This window comes from Cyanobium sp. ATX-6F1 (assembly GCF_047395825.1).
Taxonomy (GTDB): domain Bacteria; phylum Cyanobacteriota; class Cyanobacteriia; order PCC-6307; family Cyanobiaceae; genus ATX-6F1.
In genome coordinates this window covers 933,919-954,800 of record NZ_JBCEBF010000001.1, presented here as the reverse complement: position 1 = coordinate 954,800, position 20,882 = coordinate 933,919, and the positions used below count along the sequence as shown (strand labels likewise).

Genomic DNA, 20,882 nt, shown 5'->3' with positions numbered 1-20,882 from the left:
CCCCGGAAATCGGCGTCCTGGGTGATCAAGAGAGCACCACAGGCCTTGGCGGTGGCGAGCATCAGGCTGTCCGCCATGGGCAGCTTGAGCTCCAGGCTGAGCTGGGCCCCGTGGAGGGCGATTTCGGGGCTCAAGGCCACCAGCTCAGAGCGCTGCATCAAGGCGATGGCCTGCAGGGCCGGGCCTTCCCCGTGCTCGCGCAGGACCCCTCCCGACAAGTTGTGAAGGATCGGCAGACGCCCTCAGAATCGGCCGAAACGCCGTGGGACAATCCATTTCCAGCCCGCACAGGCCCCCGAAGGACCCATGCAGATCCTCAACACCCTCACCGTTCTGGCCCTGGTGGTGCTGTCCTTCGCGTTGATCGTGGCTATTCCCGTGCTCTACGCCAGCAGCGATGACAGCGGCCGCTCCAACCGGCTGATTCTGCTGGGCGGAGGGGCTTGGGTGGCCCTCGTTCTGCTCAACTGGGGTATGAGCTTCTTCGTCATCTGACCCCTTGGCCATCTTTGAAGGACGGTTCACCGAGGTCAGCGGCCTGCGGATCGCCGTCGTGGTCGCCCGTTTCAATGATCTGGTCACCTCCCGGTTGCTGAGTGGCTGCCTGGATTGCCTCAGCCGTCACGGCATTGATGTGTCCGAAGGCAGCACGCAGCTGGATGTGGCCTGGGTGCCCGGCAGCTTCGAGATCCCTCTGATCGCCCAGCGCCTGGCCGCCAGCGGCCGCTACCAGGTGGTGATCACCCTGGGGGCCGTGATCCGCGGTGACACCCCCATTTCGATGTGGTGGTGGCCGAGGCCAGCAAGGGGTGGCGGCTGTCGCGCGCGAGACGGGAATCCCCGTGATCTTCGGGGTGCTGACCACCGACACCCTGCAGCAGGCCCTGGAGCGGGCGGGCATCAAGAGCAACCTGGGCTGGAGTTATGCGCTGCAGGCGCTGGAGATGGGGAGCTTGATGGCGGGGTTGCCGGGTTAGGGCATCCGCCAGACTTAGCCAGTCCAGGTTGAGCGCCCGGTATGGCTGATGAGGATGTTCGCTGGCTGCAACGGCTGGAGAATGACGGGCGTTCCTTGGCCACTCTGCGGCGGGTGGTTCTCTAAGGCTCAAGGGCGATGGGGCGCCATCGCTCAGGCTCGGATCTTGATCTCTGCCTGGAGGCGCCGTCCATGGACGTGGCCGATCTGTTGAGGCTGGGCGCCGAACTCGATAGCTCACCCATGGGGACGTGCTGGCCTGCTTGGCCTTCGTGGCGGAGCGGGAGAAACGCCTGATGACCTTGCAATCCAGCTATTTGAGGAAGTTGTGCATCTGTGCAAGTTCCCCAAAGCAACACTGAAAAGCTCCGGCAGGGCCCGACCGGTTCGCAGCGGATGCAATCGATTACCACGGTGCTGGCTGTTCCTGCTCCAGTTCCCAGAAGCTGTGGCGCCGACTCAGGCCCCACTGCCCGTAGCGGTGAATGGATTGATCAGCTCCACCCCAAAGCGGCTGAAGTCAGCCTCGTTCCGGGTGACCACGGTGAGCTTGTGAACCCTGGCGATGGCAGCGATCATCGCGTCCTCGTAGAGGGTGTCGGATTGCCGCTGCATGAGTCGGGCCCAGCAGCGAAAAGCCGCTCCATCCATCGGCAGGATGTTGTAGGTGCAGCTCACCTGAACGAGCCACTGTTCGATCTCGGTGGCCTTGGCGGGGTCCTGTTCGCGGGTGAGCTCGATGCCAGCCTGGATCTCGCCAAGGGTCACGCTGGCGAGGTGGAGGTCTGCATCGTCAACGCCCTGGAGCCAGGCGAGCACGGCGCCGTGGGGCCGCGGCTTACGCAGCTCCGAAACCACATTGGTGTCGAGCAGAAATACCACCGGTCTAAAGAGCCAGCAGGGATCGCCGGCGGGCCTTGCCCCGGGGCGGAACCAGCGCCTCGGTACGCGCGCCTGGGGTCAGCAACAGGTCTTTCAGGCTGGGCTGTGCGGCTGCCTGGAGACGGCGCCATTCGTCGATGGATACCAGCACAGCCGCTTCGCTGCCACGTTTCGATACCACCTGGGGCCCTTCACGTTGACACGTATCGAGCAGCTCACTGAAACGCGCTTTTGCGTGCTGGACCGGCCAGACCGTCATGGGGCACTCCGCATTCAGACTAGTTAGATGACTAGTCTAATCATTGCTGCCTTCTTGCGTCGGATCTTGGCCTGCGCCGGACCCATCCGCTTCATGGCCATGGATTGACAAATCAACCAATACCCAGCGCAATGCTGACCGGGCCATGCCCATGGGCCGCCAGAAACCAGAATGGATCCATAATGGTTGCATTGCTGCGAGATCGCTGGCTGCCATGGCCAAAACCATCACGCTCAAGAACCTGCCCGACCTGCTCCATGCCCGGCTGGCAGCAGCAGCCAAGCGGCATCGGCGCAGCCTCAACAACGAAGCCATCGTTTGCCTGGAAGCCGGCTTGGGCCATGGGCCCTTGGCTGTGGAGCAGCAGCTGGCGGAGATCCGCGCCTTGCGCAACAGCCTTGGCCAGCACAGCTTTGATCCGGCCGAGATCGATGCCTTCAAGCGCGAGGGGCGACCTTGATCGTCGTCGACACCAACGTGTTGGCCTATCTGCTGCTGCCGGGGCCCAAGACAACGTTGGCAGAAGCCCTGTTGCTCCATCAACCCTGTTGGGCAGCACCTCCGCTCTGGCGCAGCGAGTGGCGCAATGTGCTCACCACCTACCTGCGGCGTGACCTGCTGCAGCTCCCAGACGCTGTGGCGCTGATGGAACGCGCTGAGCTGCTTCTGGCTGGTCAGGACGAACCGGTGACCTCCGAGCAGGTATTGCAGCTGGCCATCAGCAGCCGCTGCAGTGCCTATGGCTGCGAGTTCGTTGCCGCTGCGCAGCAGCTGGGGGTGCCGCTGGTCACCGAGGACCGCGCCATTCTCGTGGCCTTTTCGGATGTGGCGAGGCCCCTGGATTTGTTCACCGCCTGAACCCACCTGCCGAGGGCGCGATCAGCGCCAGATGCAGGGCTTGACGCGAGACACGCATCGGCCGGCCAGAGGTTCAGACCGTTGTGATGCGACGGCCAAGCTGGTGGAAGTAGTCCGTCGACCAGATGGCCAGTGGGTGGGGGTCGGGAATGAAGCGTTCAATGTCCATGCGGGCATTGGCAACATCCAGGCGGGCGATGCGCTCATCCAGCAACGCCTGCAGCGTTGATGCCGTAAAGGGCTGATCCGCTGGCCAATGGCCGCTCTGGCGAGCCCGCTCAGCCAGGTGATCCAGATGCAGGGGGTTGCCTTGGCGCACATACCACTCCAGATCGAACCAGTCACGGCCTTTGATCCGCTGCTGCCACTGCCTGAACAACACCGCATGCATTTTGCCTGCGAATAAATCGGGCAGGCTGAAACATTTAACGTAAAAGGAATAGGGTTGCAGCAGGAGCTTCTCCTCGGTGCTGAATCCCAGGGGGGTTCTGAGTCGACCTCAAGTTTGATCTTCAGCATTTTGGAGCTGCCGATTGCGAGCTGAACGATGGTGGTGGTTGTTTTCAAAAAGGCTGAATGGATTGCTGTTTGAGCCGTCTTGGTTTTTACCTTGATCTCAACATCAATTCCCAGGGCGGCAAATTCCTCCGTAAGTCCCCGCAGATAGGGCTGCAGGGAGAAGTTTGGATCTGGCTGTAGGAGCGAGAAATCCAGATCCTCAGAAAACCGCGGCAGCTGATGAAAGATGCGCAGGCAGGTGCCGCCGTAAAACGCGGCTTTGCCAAAGAAACCACGGCGATAGAGCCCCGCCAGAGCAAGCTCCTGCATCACCTCCCGCAACGCCTGGCTGCGCGCCGCATCGCTATCGAGGGGAACCCGCTGCAGCATCTGCTCAACCACCCTGTTCATGGTGCTGAGTTCATGGCGAGGGCTCCGTGGCCAGCTCCTGCTGCAGCGTTTCGATCACCTTGAGCAAGGTTCCCAGCTGCCTTCGCTTGTAGCCGGTGGCCAGGCACGCGCGGATGGCGGCGAGGTTGAGCAGTCCCAGCTGATCGGGATCCAGCCGCAGGTCCTCCAGCAGCCACTGCCGCATGGCCCCGCGGGACAACGGCGCCAACTGGCGGCTGAGCACCAGCCGATCACACAGTGCCTTGGCGGGGCTGGCGATCAGGAAGCTGAGCCCATCGGCTGCCTGGCCCAGTTCTTGGCCCACCGTGTAGTAGGGCAGTGGCAGGTGGTGGTAGGTGAAGCGCCCCAGAGCGTTGCTGAGCCTGCGGCTTGGCTTGGGGGTCACCGAGGTCACCTCCGCCACCCCCTCGGGAATCAGGCCATGCCAGGCCAGGGCAAAGTCGAGGGATACACAGGAGGGGCCGTAGAGATGATTGGCGATAAGGGGCAGGCAAGCCGGGCTGGTTCGCAGGGGCGCCCCCGCCAGGTAGAGCCCGCGTCGCAGCGGCTGCAGTGCCCCTTCCCGCAGCCATTCACTCACCTTGTCGTTGGGCTGCCGGTAACCGCTGAGTGCTTCATCGAGCACGTCCCGTGCCAGCGGCACAGCCCCGAAGCGCCGAAGCGGATGGTCCAGATTGTCTGTTTTTGACGGCATGATCGGATTTTATCCGATCATGCTGGTTCATTTCGTCAGAATCAGCGCTTAAAGCCGGCCCATCAGCGTGCTGCTGCCGTGATGGAGTGATCCCTCAGCGAACTCTTTGCAAATTCCGACTCTTTGGGAGCTCTGCTGCGCCCCATCCAACGGCGAGAGGTCGCAGCAACACGGCCGCCGCCACTTCGGCCCAGTCCTAAAAGTACACGTTGTACAGATTTTAGGACTCGGTCCAAGCCGGTGCCACGGCATCGATGTGGCCTGGGTGCCCTGCAGTGTTGAGATCCCTCTGATCGCCTAGGAGTTTGTTGCCAATTGAGCAGCGAACCCCTGGCCACAGCGGATCGACCCCTGAGCTGAATAGCTGAGACTCCGTCCTTCTGCTGTCCGGGCCCCATCGATGGGCCTCAGTCAGCCGCTGCTACACCGGCCAACGCTTCTGCTGCCACTCATCCCGATGCTGCCACCAGCGCCTGTTGCTGTGATCGCCTGAACCTGAACAACTTGAGCAGGTTGTGGGTGGCAGCGATCAGATGCCACTCGTTGTTCACCTTCTCCAGACCCCGCAGCAGGAATCGGCGTAGGCCCCGGGCTTCTTTGATCTGCCCATTTACCGGCTCCACGATCGCCTTGCGCTGGGCGTAGATCTTGGCGCCCTTCTTGCTTCTGAGCTTGCGGGCCATGCGGGTTTTTGCATCGGCGTCTCTGGCTAAAGGTCCTCGCTTGGGCGGTGGCGGCTGGCCGTGTGGCAGGCGGCCGGTGGCGATGTATCCATCAATGCCCTGATCGGTGCAGGCGTTGGCGTTTGCCTCGCTCCAGTAGCCCGCATCCATCGTCATCACCGTGGGCAGTGCACCGGCGCTGGCGGCGATGCGCTCCAGCATGGGTTCCAGGTGCTCGACGTCCGGCGGTTGGCTGCTCACCCCGAGCGCCACGATCACCTGGTGGTCGCTGTCCACCGCCAACTGGCAGTTGTAGCCCTGCAGATAGGACCCACCTGACTGCATCAGATGACTCTGGGGATCGGTGAAGTTGCGCTGGGCCTTGGTGGTTGGGGTGCCGTCGGCTTTCCGGGCCAGACCACGGTGTGGCATCGCGTCAGCAGCAAGTGGCTCCAGATCCGGCGGCTCCACGCCAGCGACCTCGGCGGCCTTGATCGCAGCCTCCCGGGCAGCCTTGGCCTTTGCTGCTGCCGCCTCGGCTTTCTTGTTCAGCTCGGCCTGCTCTGCTGGCGATGCCTCCGCGTCCTGCGCGGCAGTGGCTTGGGCCCTGGCCGCTTCTGCCTCCTCGTGCCGCTGACGCGCTGCAGCAGCAGCGGTCTCCGCTTCCATCTCCTTGCGGGCCTGACGGATCCTGGCCAGCCGATCCTGCCGCCGCCGCAGTTCGTCGGGCAGGTCGCTGCCGCGGTTGCTCTTGCCGTAGCGACGATCCTCCTGGGCATCAAGGATCTCGGCCTTGCGCATCAAGGCATTGATCTCCTGCTGCAGCTGCTTCTCCGCCCTGAGCATGCGCTCGTGGCTCATGGCTTTGTGCTTGGAGGCATTGGCCTGAATCTTGGTGCCATCAAGGGCCACATGGCCGAGGCTCACCATGCCGGCCTTCTGGCACAGGCGCAGGATCTGAACAAATAGACCCCTCAGGGCATCGAGGTTGCGGCGCCGGAATTCGCTGACGCGGCTGTGGTCTGGCTGCTGGTTGCCCGTCAGCACCCGGAAGGCCAGGTCCTCGTAGCAGGCCCGCTCGATCTTGCGGGAGGAGACGATGCCCACGCAGTACGCGTAAAGCAGCAACATCGTCATCATCCTGGGGTCAAACCCTTTCTCCCCACGTGGATCTTTGCTCTGAGCGGGGATCAGGACCTGTGATAGATCCAGCTCATCCACCAGATCAAGCAGGAAATACACCTGGTGATCATCCGAGAGCCAATCACTCGGTGATGGCGGCAGCAGGGTGGTCTGCTCCGGCTGCCAGGGGCGGAAGGACTTGGGCTTCTGCATGCCCCATTCTGGTGGCCAGACCCATTGCTGTCACTGGGATCTGGGCAGATTTATGGGCGTCTGTGGAGAGCTCGGCCGCTGATCTACGCGCAACAGGCTCCTAGCGCCTGGCCGCCTGTGGCCGCTACCAGGTGGTGATCACCCTGGGGGCTGTGATTCGTGGCGATATACCCCATTTCGAAGTGGTGGTGGCCGAGGCCAGCAAGGGGGTGGCCGCCGTCGCGCGGGAGACGGGAATCCCCGTGATCTTCGGGGTGCTGACCACCGACACCCTGCAGCAGGCCCTGGAGCGGGCGGGCATCAAGAGCAATCTGGGCTGGTGCTACGCCCTGCAGGCACTTGCGATGGGGAGCTTGATGGCGTGGTTGCCGGTCGGAATCCTCATGAGTTCTCTGAATAATCCAATCAACTCTGTGAAAATTAGACACTCGTGTCAGCCGTGATGCGAGACCAGCAGGAGTCCACTCATTCCGTGTACTTCTATATTTTGACTGAGGAGCGGATGCTGGCCAACCATCGGGTGCCGGATTCGGAAGCTGGCTGATTAGACCCTTGATTTCTTAATCCCATCTTCTGTAAGTTGTAACCCTAACAAAGTTGTCCATCGATCCCACCCGAGGAGATCTTGCTCGCCTCGCTGTTCAGGCGTTTTATGGGATACGTTCTGAGCGCCTGTAATCTTGAGCATCTCGACCGCAATCTGATGCTGCGCTGGTTCGTCAACCTCAGCAGTGACGATGCGATTTGTAACCCGATCATGTTCACCAAAAATCGTGACCGCCTGCCTACTCAATGAGTTCGCCTTGGGCGGGTTCCTCAAGGCGCTGATGGAAGCATCTCAATTGAAACCCATGCACAGAAAGGGGACTTCTCGGTGGACGCCATTTTGCTCTGACCTCGGGAGGTAGAGCATCCAGGAGTCGTAGAAGCACATCGTGTTCTGACATCGGCCCAGAGAACAAGAGAAGCCTCAGGGATCGCTGCACTGGAACCTAAGGGCAGTCGAAACTAAGGAGAAGATGTATTTCGGGTTACTACCCTGGCCACCAGTTCCGCACTCTAAGAGATAGGGTAATCGACTATCTGGGAGGAATGAACCGCTGAGAAGTGATCATTCAATATTAGCTTGGAAGGAAAAGTGTAGCCTGGGAAATCTCACTCAAAAAGGTCGTTTGTTCGCAACCTCCTATGGCGCTCTGCGGAAGGTGACTCCTTAGGTAGACCCTGCCGCTGGAGAGCCTATCTCCGGAAGTATCCATTCTCCGCTCTCTATCCGTCGACAGGCAATCTCCAGATCAAGAGGATAGTTGATGTCAAAGCCTTCCATCTCTGTGGTAAGGAAAGGGGCGACGAGATGCCCAGCAATCGAACCGGTTTCTGCAAAGCAAGAGTAGCGAGCGATCTCCAAACTTGCGTTCTGCACATAAACGGTGGGCAGCGCGGCCATCTGTGAACTGTGCCAGGGGGTACCTACCTGATCGAAAGGTAGAAGCGGCGTCAGAAACGGTCCATTCATCCTCCACATCTTGCCGGGATGGAGGCTGGTTTTCTCCACTGCCCGGACCGAATCGGCACGGTGGTTTTCCTGGAGAACCGCGAAAGCTCGCCGGATGGTGTCAGCCTGACGAAAGGGGCTCGTTGGACGCAGGATCGAAAAGTACTCGATCGGCCCGTCCACGAAACCTGATTCGAAGAACCAACGCACCCAGCTGATGTCCGGAGAGTCGGATCGAGCGGTCGACTCGGGGCGCAGACCGGGCACCCTGGCTCCGTAGGAACGGGCGATGTCTGCATAGTTCTCGCTGTCGGTAACGACGTGAACGGTATCGAAGCAGCCGCTCTCCAAGGCTGTGGCAATGCTGTAAGCCATAAGGGGATGGCCGCCAAGCTGAGCCACATTTTTATCCTGCAGGCGGGACGAGCCGCTACGGGCTGGGATCAGAGCGAGCCGCGTCATGAACCTGGGGAACGGGCCGCCTCGATGGCGTCTCCGATCAGGTCGCATATCTCACGGACGGCACCGTGTCCCCCCAGGCGAATAGTGATGAAATCGGCATGCTCGAGGACTGGGGGAAGGCGTCCGCCACGGCGAAAGCGATGCCGACGGCCTTCATGGCATCGATGTCGTTGATGTCGTTGCCGACGAAGGCAGCGTGTTCCAAGAGGATGCCATGCTCGGCGCAAACCTTGGCGACAACCTCAGCCTTGTCCTCAACGGATTGATGAACAGGGAGAAGGAGTTTCTCTGCCCTGCGGCTCACTACTGGATTTATCTCTGTGGAGACGATCAACTGAAGCACCCCCATCGAGCGCAATCGCGAGATACCGAAACCATCCAGCCTGGAGCAGCGTACGTGTTCGATTCCATTGGAATCAACGAGAACATGATTATCGGTGAACACCCCGTCAAAGTCATAGAAGATGATTCGGATGGTGCTTAGATCGCGGCGGCGGATCATGTGTTGCGGCTGGGTAAAGCCGAGAGGTTGATGAAAGCAATCCGAGTAAATCGCTGAAAGTAACTATTTCAATCAGAGTCTGCCAAGTCTTCGTGCCTGATGGGCATTCCCTCGTCGATTTTGTGAATAACCCTTCGGCCAAGCATGGTATTGCTTTCCCGCACGGGTATGTGGGTTTTATCAAAAATCTTGCCTGTGACCTTCTCTAGGGTGATCTGATCCCCTGGATTCAATGGCACCCTGGCGGCCAAAGATTTCCCCAGCTTCTGGAACACCGGTTCGGTTCCCAGGCTTTCCTTGGGTTTGGGTGTCATCATCGCGGGAATTCGCTTGATATCACGGGTGAAACGCCGGAATCCATCGGGCTCCAAAGCAAAGCTATGGTCGGTTCCCTTCCAGGATCGATTGAGAGTGACGTGTTTTTCAAAAACACGTGCTCCGCACATATAGCCCACAGGGCCACTGACGATCCCATTGAAGTGGTCGGAGAGGCCGATCGTGATGTCGGGATAGTCGTTGAGAAAGCGCTCAATCTGATGCAGCCCGAGATGGTTATACTCGCAGGGATACTCGGAGACGCAATGCAGTAGAGCGATTTCGTCGTGATGGCGCAGAATTGTGTCGACACTACTTCTAATCTGTTCCTCGGTTGCCCCTCCCGTACTCACCACCACAGGAATGCCAGTGGCGGCGATGCGATCGATGAATGGCAAATTTCCGATGTCGAATGAGGCGATTTTCAGTAGGTCGGTTTCCAGATCAACCAGTAATTGAAGGCTGTGCTCATCAAACGGCGTCGACATAAATAAGGCTCCGGCCTCGCGGCATTTGGAGCGCAGAATTTGCTTCTCCTTAGGAGTCAGTTCAAGTTGCTCTCGATGTTCTCCATAGGTGGGACCAAAGGCATTTTCACTATCGTATGACTTATTATAGGCGGCTTCGGAAAAGAGATAGCGATTATTCCTGGTCTGAAATTTAATGACATCGGCTCCGGCTGCAGTGAAGCGATGAATATATTCAAGGGCGTTTTCCAGTTGTCCCTGGTGATTCTGGCCCACCTCGGCAATGATCAGGGGTTGATGGGACGTTCGCAGATTTTTAAGCATCAGCGGATGTAGATCTTACTCAGTTTAACATGCTTCACTGTGCCACAGCCTTAGCTGTTCGGTGAGACGCCCTAGTTCGCTGCGGTTGGATTGTTCCATTCTCTTGAAAACTGCCTGGCTAGAAGGCCCTCCCTGGGCTCGAGGCCAGTGCTGGCAGAGGTAGGCCACGGAGTCGGGCTCACTCGGGTTCACGTAGGAGGCGGCATCGCCCAGGATCTCCCGGAATACGGGCAGGTCGCTGCAGATGATACGACAGTTCTCGTTTAGGGCCTCGATCAGGGGAAGGCCGAACCCCTCCACAAAGGAAAGCTGCCAGTAGTAAGAGTTCTTGCGGTAGAGATCGAGTAGCTCGGCCTCTGAGACCCTTTCCAGCACTCGCAATCCATGGCTCAAGGGCCGAGCTAATTCCTGAACAGCATTTGCTGCGTCGGTAACGATGGTCAGTTGCCATCTGGAATCTGTCCTTAACAGCAGTCGATAGGCAGCGAGGACGCCAGATAGATTCTTGTTGGCGGTGTTGGCTGCAACGGTCAAGATCGAGAACTCTGAACGCTCTAGAAACTCGGTCTTCTCCATCTGCGAGTCTTCAGCAATTCCCAGACTCCTTGAGGTTCCTTTCAGAAGATAGTAGAGAACGAAACTAGTGGCGGCAGGTCTGCTGCGAAGTTGGTCGACTCGATTTTTATTGGTGAAGGTGGTGACGAGCAGTAGATCTGCCCAGCGCAGATTGGCGGCGACGATGAGCTTATAGTAAAGATATTGACTGAATCGGTAAACCCTTGGCATGTCCTGCCAGTAGAGATCATTGATGACCACAACATTGTGGGCACTACCGAAGACTCCGCATGAACCGATTGAGATCACAATGTTGTCTGTTTTGCCGTTCCGCATGAAATAGATTTGTCTGCTCAAGTAGCGACACCAGAGCATCTGCGGCAGTTGTATGGAGCGTATGCTGACGTCATAGTCAGAGAGGCGCATGCTGAGATATGCAGCGTTGGCAGGCCCGCTTACCACGCATTCGATTGGAAAAGGCAGAACTTGCATACTCAAGGATTTGGCCAGTTCAATACCATACTGAAAGGTCCCTTTCAGGTATCCTCCATCTTTGGCGTAGCTGAAATCAATGATCAGATGCTGCATGAAAGGGTGACCCAAATGCAATGCCGTCCAAAATTGCCTTTTCGCCATCGCTGGCTTCGGATGCAGTGAGAAGTTCCCACTCGATCATCCGTCGCCTGAATAGATGGAACGCATACCGTTCGGCACGTTCTTGGCAGGGAGGAGTTCGATTTTCCAACATGTCCTTCACAACCGTGGGCAGATCTTCACCTCGTTGGAGATCGCGACCCACATTTTTGCCCCGTAAGCAGGATTCACCGCAGATTAGTACGGGCTTGCCGAGGTAAGCGGCCTCGACAGCCGTTTTGGTGGCATAGACGATCACCAGATCGCTGGACTCCAGGAGCTGATAGGTGCTGATGGGTTGGTCGGCACTGATGATAGAAAGATTGGTGCAGCGGTTGGCGGTCTCGCGGAGTTCATCTGCAGAAGTCGTTGTAGCCATCCTTCGACCCGTCACTTCGGCCGGATGGATTCTCACCACGAATCTCGTGCCTGGAAGTTTCTCCGCACAGCGGCCGATATCCTGGAGCCAGGTTTTCATGTCGCTGTAGGTGTTGGCACTAAAGTGGGCTTGGGCATCCCAATCTACGTTTGTGAGGACAGAGACAAGGGGGCCATCGATGTTGCTCGAAAGCTCAGGAGCCTTTGATTCGGCATTCTTGTGCACGAAGGAGATCCAGTCCTGTTCTCCAGACCGGCGTGAGGTCATGTAGTTTGCCAGCCAAAGCCGTTCATTCTCGCTGAGAGCGTAGTTCTCCCAGGTGGAATTTTCTTCCTCAATGAGTTGTCGGTGGTAAGTATCACCGTGGCTTAGCAGCATAGTATGGCGCCGATAGCCCTTGTGCCAAGTCACAACTCGGATCTTATGAGCATGCGCGGTGGCTACGATCACTCCCTGAGGAACATAAAGACCATGGTTCACCACGATGACTTCCGGGGAGAAGATCTCAAGAATTGATTCCATTCGCAGGACTGTTTGACAGGCGGCTTCGGCAAATCGACGAACGATTGAGGCAGGAATCTGGCTTGGCTCAACAACCTTTCCATAGAAACGAATGAGGCCGGAACGAACGTGTTCACTGATTGGGACTCCGTGGAAGAAGCTTTCTTTCCCTTCGAGGAACCTCTGTACCCATCCTTCTATGTCCGATTGGCCCTGTCCGCTGGCATGCATATAGGTGAATACCTGGAAATGATTATGGATGTAGGTATTGAATGTTCCTGAGCAGTAAGCGCAGGTGTGTCCTGGTCCTTTCCGAGAAAACTCCTTTTCGCTGTGAAACCGCTCCTTTTCACAGAGTGCACAAGCAGATAAACTGCCATCACAGATAAGAAAAGCCACTGAAGCGCCTTGTCTCTGCAGCCGTATTCCTAGACAGATGTCCAGGCTTGAGATGTCTACGTTGCCTAGAATTGAACTGGCAATCAGGATGCGCCTTTTGCTATAATCACTCAGTGGAGGACGATCCTGTGCTTTAGAGAAGAGTTCCAACGCGCTGTTGGCACGACGTCTCAAGCGTGCCGGCAGAATCGTGCGACTCCAGAGACTGCTGAGGCCCGGAAGAAGCTTCAGTTGCTTCCTGAGGCTAAGCTTCATTGGTAACCGGGTGTAATGCACTGGCTCTTGGGATCATCTTGTAGGCAATGCTTGCTGAGAACTTGGTTGTTGCCAGAGTACGAGGATCGCATGGAGATGTGATGACACTCACCATCTTACCCCTACGCTAAGCCCTGTGCAGCTGTCTGGTTCTCTCGGCAATCGAACCTGTTATGCATCGACTACTCCCGATCAGTTCGACGATTGTCACTTATCGAGCTGCAGAAGATCGTGTTTATGGCGAGCGGTTGTTGGAGTGCATTGATGGTTTGCTCTCATCCGGGATAAGCGGCCCACTGTATATCGTAGACAATAGTAGAGAGTTTGGTCTAGGGTCGATTTTACCCACGGATCCTCGACTCCACTATCTGCACTTGGGCGGGAGAAATATTGGCTTTGGAGCGGCACATAATCTTGTCCGAAATCTAGAATTGGGTGCTTTTCATCTGATCCTTAATCCTGACATTGTCTTTCCAGATGCTTCAGTCCTCCAGACCCTAATAGGTCTACTGGAGGAGTTCCCTTCGCTGTCGATGATCCAGCCTTTGATATGCGATGTGCGACCGCCTAATCATTTGCAGCGGCTATGCAAGAGGAATCCCACCTTGCTTGCCCAGATAGGTAGGGCTGTTCTAGGGCCGCTCTACTTCAGGGTCTTGGGTAGGTACAACGACTGGTATGAAATGCGTGGAGTGGCTTATGGCAGTTCGCTGGTTTCTTCCACATATCTTTCTGGAGCTTTCATGCTTTGCCGTACAGATCGACTTCATCGTGCTGGTTGGTTCGACCCTGCTTTCTTTCTTTATCTCGAGGACGCTGATCTCACGCGCAGGCTCGCATCGTATGGACCCTGCGTTCATTGTCCCACGGTTACGGTTTATCACCATTGGGCACGTTACAACCGAACCCGCCTGTTGCCATTCCTCTCCGCTGTTTGGTCTTTTGTTCTCTACTCTCGAAAATGGGGACTGGTATGCTGGTAATGTTCTGCTTTCATAATCCCAGGATGCCAGGCTCCATCCCGACTCCAGAATTTCCAGCACCGAGAGACATGGGAGCGAGATCGTGGGGGACTGAGACTCTCATTGCACTCTCTCCAGGTAAGTATTCGCTTAAGCGTCTCTTCGTCCATGCGGGCTCTCGCGGAGGCCTCCAGTATCACCATTTTAAGGATGAAAGTGCCTATCTTGTCAGCGGCACCATGCTCCTGCGGTACGACGATGGGAGTGGACAACTTGTTGAGAAGTTGGTCGGCCCAGGAACTGGCTTTCGTTTTCCGCCTGGATCGGTCCACCAGGAGGAAGCCATCACCGACTGCGTTCTAATTGAGGCCTCCACTCCCCATGCCAATGATCGGGTTCGGGTTGAGTCTGCTTACGGCATTGATGCCGGGATCGACAACCTCCTTCCTTCCACCACTCCGGAGCAGGTCACACTTCTCTCCTGATCGAACCTCAGCGTTGCAGTTCATTTAGCAGACCACACGCACCTTCGCTGAGCAGGACGGTATCTGTAGTCACGGCAATGAACTGAAATCCCTCCTCTCGCCGTTGCCGAATGGCCTCGGGTTCCAGTGCGATCACCCCGGCTGCTACTCCTGCCCTCTGGGCGGATTCCAGAACACGGTGTGCTGCCGCAACGACGCTTGGATGATCTACTTGGCCTAGTAGTCCGAGGCTTGCGGAAAGGTCATACATGCCCACGAACACAAGATCAAGGCCAGGGACAGCCACGATCTCGTCAATGGCGTCCACGGCGGTGATGTGTTCGATCTGCGCAATGGCCAGGATCTCTTGGTCGGCGACTGCCGCGTAGGATTTCGCATCTTTCGTTCTCCAGCGGGTCGGTGCCATGGCTGGGCCGAATCCTCTTATCCCCTGAGGTGGATATCTCAGGGCGGCAACTGAATCGCACGCATCCGTTGCGGAATTGATCATGGGCGTGATGATCCCCATGGCACCTGCATCCAGATGGGCCTTGGCCATCCAGCTGAAATTCTCGGCCAGTCGTACAAGGGGCACGGCGTCTGTACCCTGGCTGGCCTGGATCATCATCTGAACCGTTTCAACAGATATTGAACCATGTTCGGTATCGATCCAAATCCAGTCGAACCCCTGGGAGGACAGCAAGGCCGCCACCGTAGGGCAGGCCAATTGCAGGATTGCTCCGTAGACGGGCTCACCGGAACTGAGTTTGCGCCGTAAACGAGCAAGTGAGTCCGGTGAGCCGACCAAAAGAAAACGTGCTGAAGTTATTGTCGATCATCGTCGGACAACAGCCGCTGCACCAAGAATCGTTATTTATTACTGAAAGAATTTACGTATGGAGACCAGGTTGAGTCGGCTTGCTGTCCTGGGCCTTGGAGTTCGGTCCAGAGTGAAAGAGACTCCTCAGTCGGCCAGGGTGGCTGGTCACTCTGCCATGACACGCTCGCCCCAGATGCCCGATGCCGCTGGCTTCTCCGTAGGAGAACAGATCATCTGCAAGATGCGCACTGCCAAGCAGGTGATTAGACATACCATGAGCAGCGGGATGTTGTGTAGTCCTACCACTTATGAGCTTGGCGAAGCTATACGATTCGTTTCTGTTAACGTAGCGAAGGAGAGCTGATTGGAGGTCATTTGAGGGCCTGCACTAAGGCAAAGGGGGCCATATACCGATAACTTCGTAGCCAACCATGAGGTGATCAGGGATCAAGTCCTTATCCTTCCGTGTGAGAAGCTGCACATCCAAGATAGTTGTCGCCCAGGTTGGTTTCGGAGGGCGGCACTTCTAGGAAGGGGATAACCCACCCGAGTAGCTTTCCTGTAACCAATTCTTCCAAAGCATGCATGGTAGAGTGATGACCTGAGATAATTTGTACCTTGGCCCCGATGCGGATGGAGGAGAACATGAAAGCTTCTCCCTTGCAAATGCTTGTTTCTCGGGATGAAGTTGTCCAGGCGAAGGCCCATTATCGCCCTGAGATCGATGGCTTGCGGGCCGTTGCCGTGGTTGCAGTCATTATCAATCACTTCAATAAGTCAATCTACCCGGGGGGATATCTAGGAGTCGATATCTTCTTTGTGATTTCCGGCTTTGTCATCACTTCCTCCCTGGCCGGTAGATCAAGCAAGGACCTCGGCGACTTTCTCCTGGGATTCTATTCCCGTCGTGTCAAGCGTCTGATCCCTGCCTTGCTTGTGTTCGTGCTGATCACGAGCCTGTTGATCTCCCTCTTTAATCCTGATCCACATCTCTCCCTGCGTACGGGTATTGCTTTGGAGTTACCCCGATTCTGTGGACAGTGATCAGGGCCCCGCGGAGATGACTGTACGGGTAGCGATGAACTGCTGCTCGTAGTCGATCGGGCTGAGGTAGCTGATCGTTGAGTGACGTCGCTCACGGCTGTAGTAACCGTCGATCCAGAAGGCCAGATAACGCTGCAGCTGCTGGGGCGTGTGCAGGGCTTCAGCGTCCTCATCAAGGTCGAGCTCGTGTTTGAGGGTGGAGAAAAAGCTTTCCACCACAGCGTTGTCCCAGCAGCAACCCTTGGCCGACATGCTGCAGCTGATCTGGCGGCTCTCCAGCAGCTGCCGGTAGGCCGTAGCCCGGTACTGGCTGCCCTGGTCCGTGTGGATCAAAAGCTGTTCCGGTTCGATCTGGCGGTGCCCAAGGGCCCGATTGAGGGCCTCCAGCACCAATGTGGCTTCCATGGTGGCGGCCATGGCCCAGCCGACCACGCGGCGGCTGTACAGATCGATCCAAACCGCGAGATAACGCCAACCGCTGCTGGTGCGGATGTAGGTGATGTCACCTGCCCAACAGCGGTTCGGCTCTGGGGGCGTGAATTCCTGCTGCAGCAGGTTCTCAGCCACCCCAGCGGCCTTGCTGCCACTGTTGCGGCATGGCCTGAAACCGCGCCTGGTCTACTCCTTCTCTTCGAGAGCCTGCGGCTACGGAGAAGGCTTCGCCTATGGCCTTGAGTGCAGCCCGACGCATGAGCCGGGCGACGCGGTGCCGGCCCACCAAGCGACCAGTGGCCCTCAGTTCCTGATGGATCCGAGGGGCGCCATAGAAGCCGCGGTGCTGCTCGAACACCGCGGCCACCTCAGTGGTGATGGCAGTGTCCGACGACAATCTGGTTGAGGGGTCGCGCCAAACAGGTTGACCGCTCTTGAGGGGCTGAGCTGAATCCGGTTGCCATGCGCAGGGCACCGGGCCATGCCTGCTCCCCTCACCGTTCAACAGATTGCGCTGTACATGTCCAAGCGACGAGTCAGCGGCAGCCAGCAGGTGGCTGCCGCTGCGGCGGGCATTTCGGTGAGCAGTCCCCACCGGATTGATCGCGGCCGCATCCAACCCAAAGCCGCCAAGCCCCGTGGTCGGCGGCGTCCAGACCCATTGGCTGAGGTGTGGGAGCCCTTCCTGGTGCCCCTGCTTGAACGCCATCCGGCCCTCACGCCCACCACGCTGCTGGAGCACCTGCAGGAGCAAAAGCCAGATCAGGACTGGAGTTTGCTCAAACGCACCCTGCAACGGCGGGTCCAGCATTGGAAGGCCCTCCATGGCCCGGCGCCCGAGGTGATGTTCCCGCTGGCTTATCAGCCTGGAGAGATCGGCTTCTGCGATTTCACCAAGGTCAAGCGGGTTGAGATCACCCTGCGCGGTGAGCCCTTTCCGCATCTGCTGTTCCACTACCGCCTGGCCTGGAGCGGCTGGGCCTACGGCCAGGTGATCCATGGTGGCGAGAGTTTTGTCGCCCTCTCAGAAGGACTGCAGAACGCCCTGGCCGCCTGCGGCGGTGTGCCTAAAGAGCTACGCACCGATCGCTTATCTGCCGCCAGCCGTAACCGAGACGGCAGCTATGCCATCGACATCACCCCCGCTACCAGGGCCTCTGCAACCACTACGGCCTTTCGCCCAGCCGCAACAACCGTGGTGTGGCCCATGAGAACGGCATCATCGAGGCACCCCACGGCCATGTGAAACGGCGGCTGGAGCAGAAGCTGCTGCTGCGTGTCAAGCGACATCCGGAATTGGTCCTCCGGCGACACGAAAACTGGCCCACCCTGTGGGGCTGTAGCGCCGGCTTGTTGACGCCGTAGCCGGCGCCGGTAGGTCTTGCTCATCAGTCGTTGGGAAAGGGGGTGGATCGGGAGGAACGGGATGCTCATGGGCTCCCTTCCTCCCCGGTGGCTGGGATGGTGCTCACGGCACTGCTGCTCTTGATCAGACCGGAGCGGCGTTTCTCGCGCAGCCGGTAGCTGTCGCCCCGTACGGTCAGCACATGGCTGTGGTGCAGTAGGCGATCGAGGATCGCGGTGGCGACGACCTGATCACCGAACACCTCGCCCCACTCCATGACGGGGCGGTTGGAGGTGATCAAGACGCTGCCGCGCTCGTAACGGCGTGAGATCAACTGAAAGAACAGGTGTGCCGCATCGGGCTCCAGCGGCAGGTAGCCCAGCTCGTCAATGATCAGCAGCTTGCTCTTGCCGTACTGGCTCAGCCGGGCCTCCAGCGCCGTCTGGTTGTGGGCCCGGGCGAGGGTGGAGATCAGCTCCATCGCCGAGACGTATTGCACGGTGTAGCCCTTGCTCACTGCCTCACGGCCCAGGGCGACGGCCAGGTGGGTCTTGCCTACTCCTGGCGGACCGAGCAGCAGCAGGGTGTCGCCGTTGGCGACCCAGCGGCAGGTGGCGAGTTCCCGGATCTGGCCTGGATCGAGCGAGGGCTGGGCCTCGTACTCAAACCCCTCCATCGTCCGCACGAACGGGAATTTGGCGATGCTCATCGCCATCGCGATTCGCCGCTGGTCCTTGCGGGCGATCTCCGCCGCACACAGCCAGGTCAACGCCTCACGCAAGTTCAGCTCCTTGCGGGCCGCTTCCTCGAGCAGGTTGTCGAGCTGATCGCGAATGGCGGTCAGCCGCAGGCGGCTGAGCATGTCGTCCAGCTCCTCTACGGGGATCGGCGGCATCGTGGCCATCGGCTGCAGGCGACGATCCGGCTGCCCGGTTTTCGTTGGGCTCATACCGCCACCTCCTCGCCCACCTCGGCGGCATAGACCGCCAGGGAGCGCGCCAGTTCTGAGCTGCGCATCACGCCGGTCCGCCGCCGCGTTCCGCCCCCACAGGGCGGGGACGTGGCTGAGGCGGACCCAACGCAGCTGGCGCCATCGGCTGAGGGCAGTGACCGTTCGGCCAAGTCCTGCTGCGGCGCTGGCACCAGGCCATCCCAGTGCCCCCGCAGCACGGAGCGATGACGTCGATTGGCCGCCATTCGTTCATGGCGGGCGACAACCCGGCCACCATGGCGGATCAGCACCTGCTGATCGCGCAGCAGCACGCTCACCCGCTGTTTGAGCAGCTTCCAGGGGACGCTGTACCAGTTGCCCTCCACCTCGACGCAGGCGTCGTTGTGGACCACCCGCACCAGCTCCCGCTCCGCCAGGAACGACGGCTTATGGGGCAACGGCTGCAGGGCAGCGGCCTCCTCCCGCTGGAAACGCACCACCGGCTGTTCACCGGTCGTTCCGTGGATGCGAACGTCGGCCACCTCCCGGCACCACTGCTCGAGATGGGCTTCCAGCGCCTGCCAGCTGGCGAACTCCCTGCCGGCCACGGCGTTCTTCTTGACGTAACCGACGCCGCGCTCGTCCTTCCCCTTGGTCCTGGCCCGGTAGGGCCGGCAGGCTTTGGGAAGGAATCCCCAGTAGCGGGCAAAGGCATCGAGCCGCTCGTTGAACACCAGCACCTGACGGCCCGGATCGTGCTCCTTGACCAGGGCGCGGGCGTTGTCAAACAACACCTCAGTCGGTACGCCCCGCCAGTGGCGGAAGGCCTCCTCCATGGTGAGTAACCAGTTGGCCTGGCGCTCATGCCGGTAGGCCCGCACCACCAGCCGCCGCGAGTAGCCCAGGGTCAGCACGCACAGGTGCACCTTGACCCGTTCACCAGCGATGCGGGCATAGGTCTCACCGAAATCCGCCTGCAGCTGCTTGCCCGGCGGCGTCTCAAACCGCACTGTCGCCAGCGCTGCAGCCCGCAACTCCTGCCGCCACTGCCCCACCGCCCGTTCCACGGTGCGCAGTGACACGGCGATGCCCTTCTCGCTGGCCAGCTCCTGGCGCACCACATCGGCATTGCCGTTGTGGGCAAGGAACCGCTCCTTGAGCCAGTCGTACTGGCCATCAAGAACGCCGATCCGCCGGGGTGTGCCGTAGGACTCCCAGCCTCCTTGACGGCGGTACTTACGGACGGTTTCAGGCGAGCAGCCCAGTTCTTTGGCGATCCGCCGGCGGCCCCAGCCAGCCGCGGTGAGGCCAAGGATCGCCTGGACATCCTCTGGAGTTTCCAACGCCGCATCCCGGGAGCTCTGCTCCTGAGGTGACAGCACCGCGCTGATGGCGCTGGCCCTGGTCAGTGGCTCGCAGAGGGGGGCCATGGCAGCGTTCTCTTGGGCCCTTGGGCCGGGGTTCTGCTGCCGTTGACGCCAGGCATAGAAGCCGCTGCGGGCAACTCCCAGCTGGCCGCAGAGCCAGGCAATGGAGAAGCGCTCACACAGCGCCTCGATCAGGCGAAACCTCTCGGCGGCAGCTGCTCCTTTGCAAAGTGTGCTGCCGCCAGCCTGAAAAAATCCTTCTCCCTCCGGAGCTCACGGTTCTCCTGGCGCAGCCGCGTCAGTTCGCCACGTTCATCGGTGGTGAGCTGGCCCTGGTCGCTGGGTCCGAAATCACCCCGATCAATGCGGGCCTGTCTGACCCACTTGGCCAGGCTGCTGATGGGAATGCCAAGTCGCTGAGCCACAGCCGTGCAGCTGAGGCCCTCACTGAGGCAGAACTCAATGGCCTCCTGCTTCTGCAGAGGCGTGAACCGGCGTCTGGTCTTGGTCAGGTTTGTCATCGATGGACAGTCTGAGGGTCATGGCGTGACTCCTATCGACCTGTCCAAGAAACTGGGGCAACCCCACTTCACTCTTCGGTTTCTCGAATATTTTTCTTCAGGGTCAGGCAACCGACTACTTCGCAACTTCCACA

At 59.0% G+C, this 20,882-nt stretch carries 21 protein-coding genes and 4 pseudogenes; 8 read left to right on the top strand and 17 right to left on the bottom strand.

All coding sequences use genetic code 11. The features are described 5' to 3' along the window. Positions 1–14: 14 nt before the first annotated feature. Positions 15–158 (bottom strand): annotated as a pseudogene (locus AAF143_RS05795) (PIN domain-containing protein); the annotation flags it as partial. A 148-nt stretch (positions 159–306) separates the two neighbouring features. Here AAF143_RS05795 and psbZ point away from each other — a divergent pair. Continuing rightward, positions 307–495, top strand: a complete 189-nt coding sequence (psbZ, locus tag AAF143_RS05790) for a photosystem II reaction center protein PsbZ (RefSeq protein WP_255009159.1) — start codon at positions 307–309, stop codon at positions 493–495. Positions 496–499: 4 nt separating this feature from the next. Next, positions 500–977, top strand: a pseudogene (gene ribH, locus AAF143_RS05785) (6,7-dimethyl-8-ribityllumazine synthase). Between the two features lie 458 nt (positions 978–1,435). Here the strand turns inward: ribH (AAF143_RS05785) and AAF143_RS05780 are convergent. Both AAF143_RS05780 and AAF143_RS05775 read right to left on the bottom strand, forming a co-directional pair. Beyond that, entirely contained in the window at positions 1,436–1,858 is a 423-nt protein-coding gene (locus tag AAF143_RS05780) for a type II toxin-antitoxin system VapC family toxin (protein WP_255009156.1), read from the bottom strand. A 4-nt stretch (positions 1,859–1,862) separates the two neighbouring features. Further along, positions 1,863–2,117: a type II toxin-antitoxin system Phd/YefM family antitoxin gene (locus AAF143_RS05775; RefSeq protein ID WP_255009155.1), complete on the bottom strand. Its 255-nt coding sequence runs from the start codon at positions 2,115–2,117 to the stop codon at positions 1,863–1,865. Between the two features lie 214 nt (positions 2,118–2,331). Between AAF143_RS05775 and AAF143_RS05770 the strand changes: the two genes are divergently transcribed. Continuing rightward, on the top strand, positions 2,332–2,577 hold the full coding sequence (locus tag AAF143_RS05770; RefSeq protein WP_414026638.1) for a FitA-like ribbon-helix-helix domain-containing protein: 246 nt from the start codon (positions 2,332–2,334) through the stop codon (positions 2,575–2,577). Then, positions 2,574–2,975, top strand: coding sequence for a type II toxin-antitoxin system VapC family toxin (locus AAF143_RS05765; protein WP_255009151.1), 402 nt, complete (start codon positions 2,574–2,576; stop codon positions 2,973–2,975). Before AAF143_RS05770 ends, AAF143_RS05765 begins: the two co-directional genes overlap by 4 nt. Positions 2,976–3,048: 73 nt before the next feature. Here AAF143_RS05765 and AAF143_RS05760 read toward each other — a convergent pair. From AAF143_RS05760 to AAF143_RS05750, 3 genes and pseudogenes are all read right to left on the bottom strand, one after another. Beyond that, a pseudogene (locus AAF143_RS05760) lies at positions 3,049–3,803 on the bottom strand (nucleotidyl transferase AbiEii/AbiGii toxin family protein). A gap of 91 nt (positions 3,804–3,894) precedes the next feature. Beyond that, positions 3,895–4,527 carry a type IV toxin-antitoxin system AbiEi family antitoxin domain-containing protein gene (locus AAF143_RS05755; protein WP_414026637.1) on the bottom strand — a complete coding sequence of 211 codons (633 nt, stop codon included), beginning with the start codon at positions 4,525–4,527 and terminating at the stop codon, positions 3,895–3,897. A gap of 500 nt (positions 4,528–5,027) precedes the next feature. Beyond that, the gene (locus AAF143_RS05750) at positions 5,028–6,575 is read right to left on the bottom strand and encodes an IS1182 family transposase (RefSeq protein ID WP_414026636.1); all 1,548 of its coding nucleotides are present in this window, start codon (positions 6,573–6,575) and stop codon (positions 5,028–5,030) included. A 104-nt stretch (positions 6,576–6,679) separates the two neighbouring features. Between AAF143_RS05750 and ribH (AAF143_RS05745) the strand changes: the two are divergent. Further along, positions 6,680–7,018 (top strand): annotated as a pseudogene (gene ribH / locus AAF143_RS05745) (6,7-dimethyl-8-ribityllumazine synthase); the annotation flags it as partial. Positions 7,019–7,182: 164 nt separating this feature from the next. After that, the gene (locus tag AAF143_RS05740; protein ID WP_255008761.1) at positions 7,183–7,371 is read left to right on the top strand and encodes a transposase; all 189 of its coding nucleotides are present in this window, start codon (positions 7,183–7,185) and stop codon (positions 7,369–7,371) included. 417 nt (positions 7,372–7,788) lie between these two features. Here the strand turns inward: AAF143_RS05740 and AAF143_RS05735 are convergent, their stop codons facing one another. The 6 genes from AAF143_RS05735 to AAF143_RS05710 form a co-directional block, all read right to left on the bottom strand. Next, on the bottom strand, positions 7,789–8,532 hold the full coding sequence (locus AAF143_RS05735; RefSeq protein WP_255008718.1) for a cytidylyltransferase domain-containing protein: 744 nt from the start codon (positions 8,530–8,532) through the stop codon (positions 7,789–7,791). 37 nt (positions 8,533–8,569) lie between these two features. Beyond that, positions 8,570–9,034 carry a KdsC family phosphatase gene (locus AAF143_RS05730; protein ID WP_414026635.1) on the bottom strand — a complete coding sequence of 155 codons (465 nt, stop codon included), beginning with the start codon at positions 9,032–9,034 and terminating at the stop codon, positions 8,570–8,572. 68 nt (positions 9,035–9,102) lie between these two features. Beyond that, entirely contained in the window at positions 9,103–10,140 is a 1,038-nt protein-coding gene (locus AAF143_RS05725) for an N-acetylneuraminate synthase family protein (protein ID WP_255008716.1), read from the bottom strand. A 24-nt stretch (positions 10,141–10,164) separates the two neighbouring features. After that, positions 10,165–11,283: a glycosyltransferase gene (locus AAF143_RS05720; protein WP_255008715.1), complete on the bottom strand. Its 1,119-nt coding sequence runs from the start codon at positions 11,281–11,283 to the stop codon at positions 10,165–10,167. After that, positions 11,264–12,862: a hypothetical protein gene (locus AAF143_RS05715; protein WP_414026634.1), complete on the bottom strand. Its 1,599-nt coding sequence runs from the start codon at positions 12,860–12,862 to the stop codon at positions 11,264–11,266. Before AAF143_RS05715 ends, AAF143_RS05720 begins: the two co-directional genes overlap by 20 nt. A 1,454-nt stretch (positions 12,863–14,316) precedes the next feature. After that, positions 14,317–15,015 (bottom strand): HpcH/HpaI aldolase family protein, encoded by a 699-nt coding sequence (locus tag AAF143_RS05710; RefSeq protein ID WP_255008759.1) that lies wholly within the window; start codon positions 15,013–15,015, stop codon positions 14,317–14,319. 726 nt (positions 15,016–15,741) lie between these two features. On the opposite strand from AAF143_RS05710, the gene AAF143_RS05705 reads away from it, so the two are divergent. Then, positions 15,742–16,152, top strand: coding sequence for an acyltransferase family protein (locus AAF143_RS05705; protein ID WP_414026633.1), 411 nt, complete (start codon positions 15,742–15,744; stop codon positions 16,150–16,152). Here the strand turns inward: AAF143_RS05705 and AAF143_RS05700 are convergent, their stop codons facing one another. Together AAF143_RS05700 and AAF143_RS05695 are read right to left on the bottom strand one after the other, a co-directional pair. After that, positions 16,153–16,719, bottom strand: coding sequence for an IS3 family transposase (locus tag AAF143_RS05700; protein ID WP_255008713.1), 567 nt, complete (start codon positions 16,717–16,719; stop codon positions 16,153–16,155). Next, the gene (locus tag AAF143_RS05695; RefSeq protein WP_414026895.1) at positions 16,712–16,942 is read right to left on the bottom strand and encodes an IS3 family transposase; all 231 of its coding nucleotides are present in this window, start codon (positions 16,940–16,942) and stop codon (positions 16,712–16,714) included. Before AAF143_RS05695 ends, AAF143_RS05700 begins: the two co-directional genes overlap by 8 nt. Positions 16,943–17,104: 162 nt before the next feature. Between AAF143_RS05695 and AAF143_RS05690 the strand changes: the two genes are divergently transcribed. Next, positions 17,105–17,830 (top strand): hypothetical protein, encoded by a 726-nt coding sequence (locus AAF143_RS05690; protein ID WP_414026632.1) that lies wholly within the window; start codon positions 17,105–17,107, stop codon positions 17,828–17,830. Between the two features lie 184 nt (positions 17,831–18,014). Here AAF143_RS05690 and istB read toward each other — a convergent pair whose 3' ends face one another. From istB to AAF143_RS05675, 3 genes are all read right to left on the bottom strand, one after another. Then, positions 18,015–18,833, bottom strand: a complete 819-nt coding sequence (gene istB / locus AAF143_RS05685) for an IS21-like element helper ATPase IstB (RefSeq protein ID WP_414026631.1) — start codon at positions 18,831–18,833, stop codon at positions 18,015–18,017. A 41-nt stretch (positions 18,834–18,874) separates the two neighbouring features. Further along, positions 18,875–20,290, bottom strand: a complete 1,416-nt coding sequence (gene istA / locus AAF143_RS05680; RefSeq protein ID WP_255008707.1) for an IS21 family transposase — start codon at positions 20,288–20,290, stop codon at positions 18,875–18,877. Positions 20,291–20,418: 128 nt separating this feature from the next. Further along, entirely contained in the window at positions 20,419–20,748 is a 330-nt protein-coding gene (locus AAF143_RS05675) for a transposase (protein ID WP_255008706.1), read from the bottom strand. Positions 20,749–20,882: the final 134 nt, after the last annotated feature.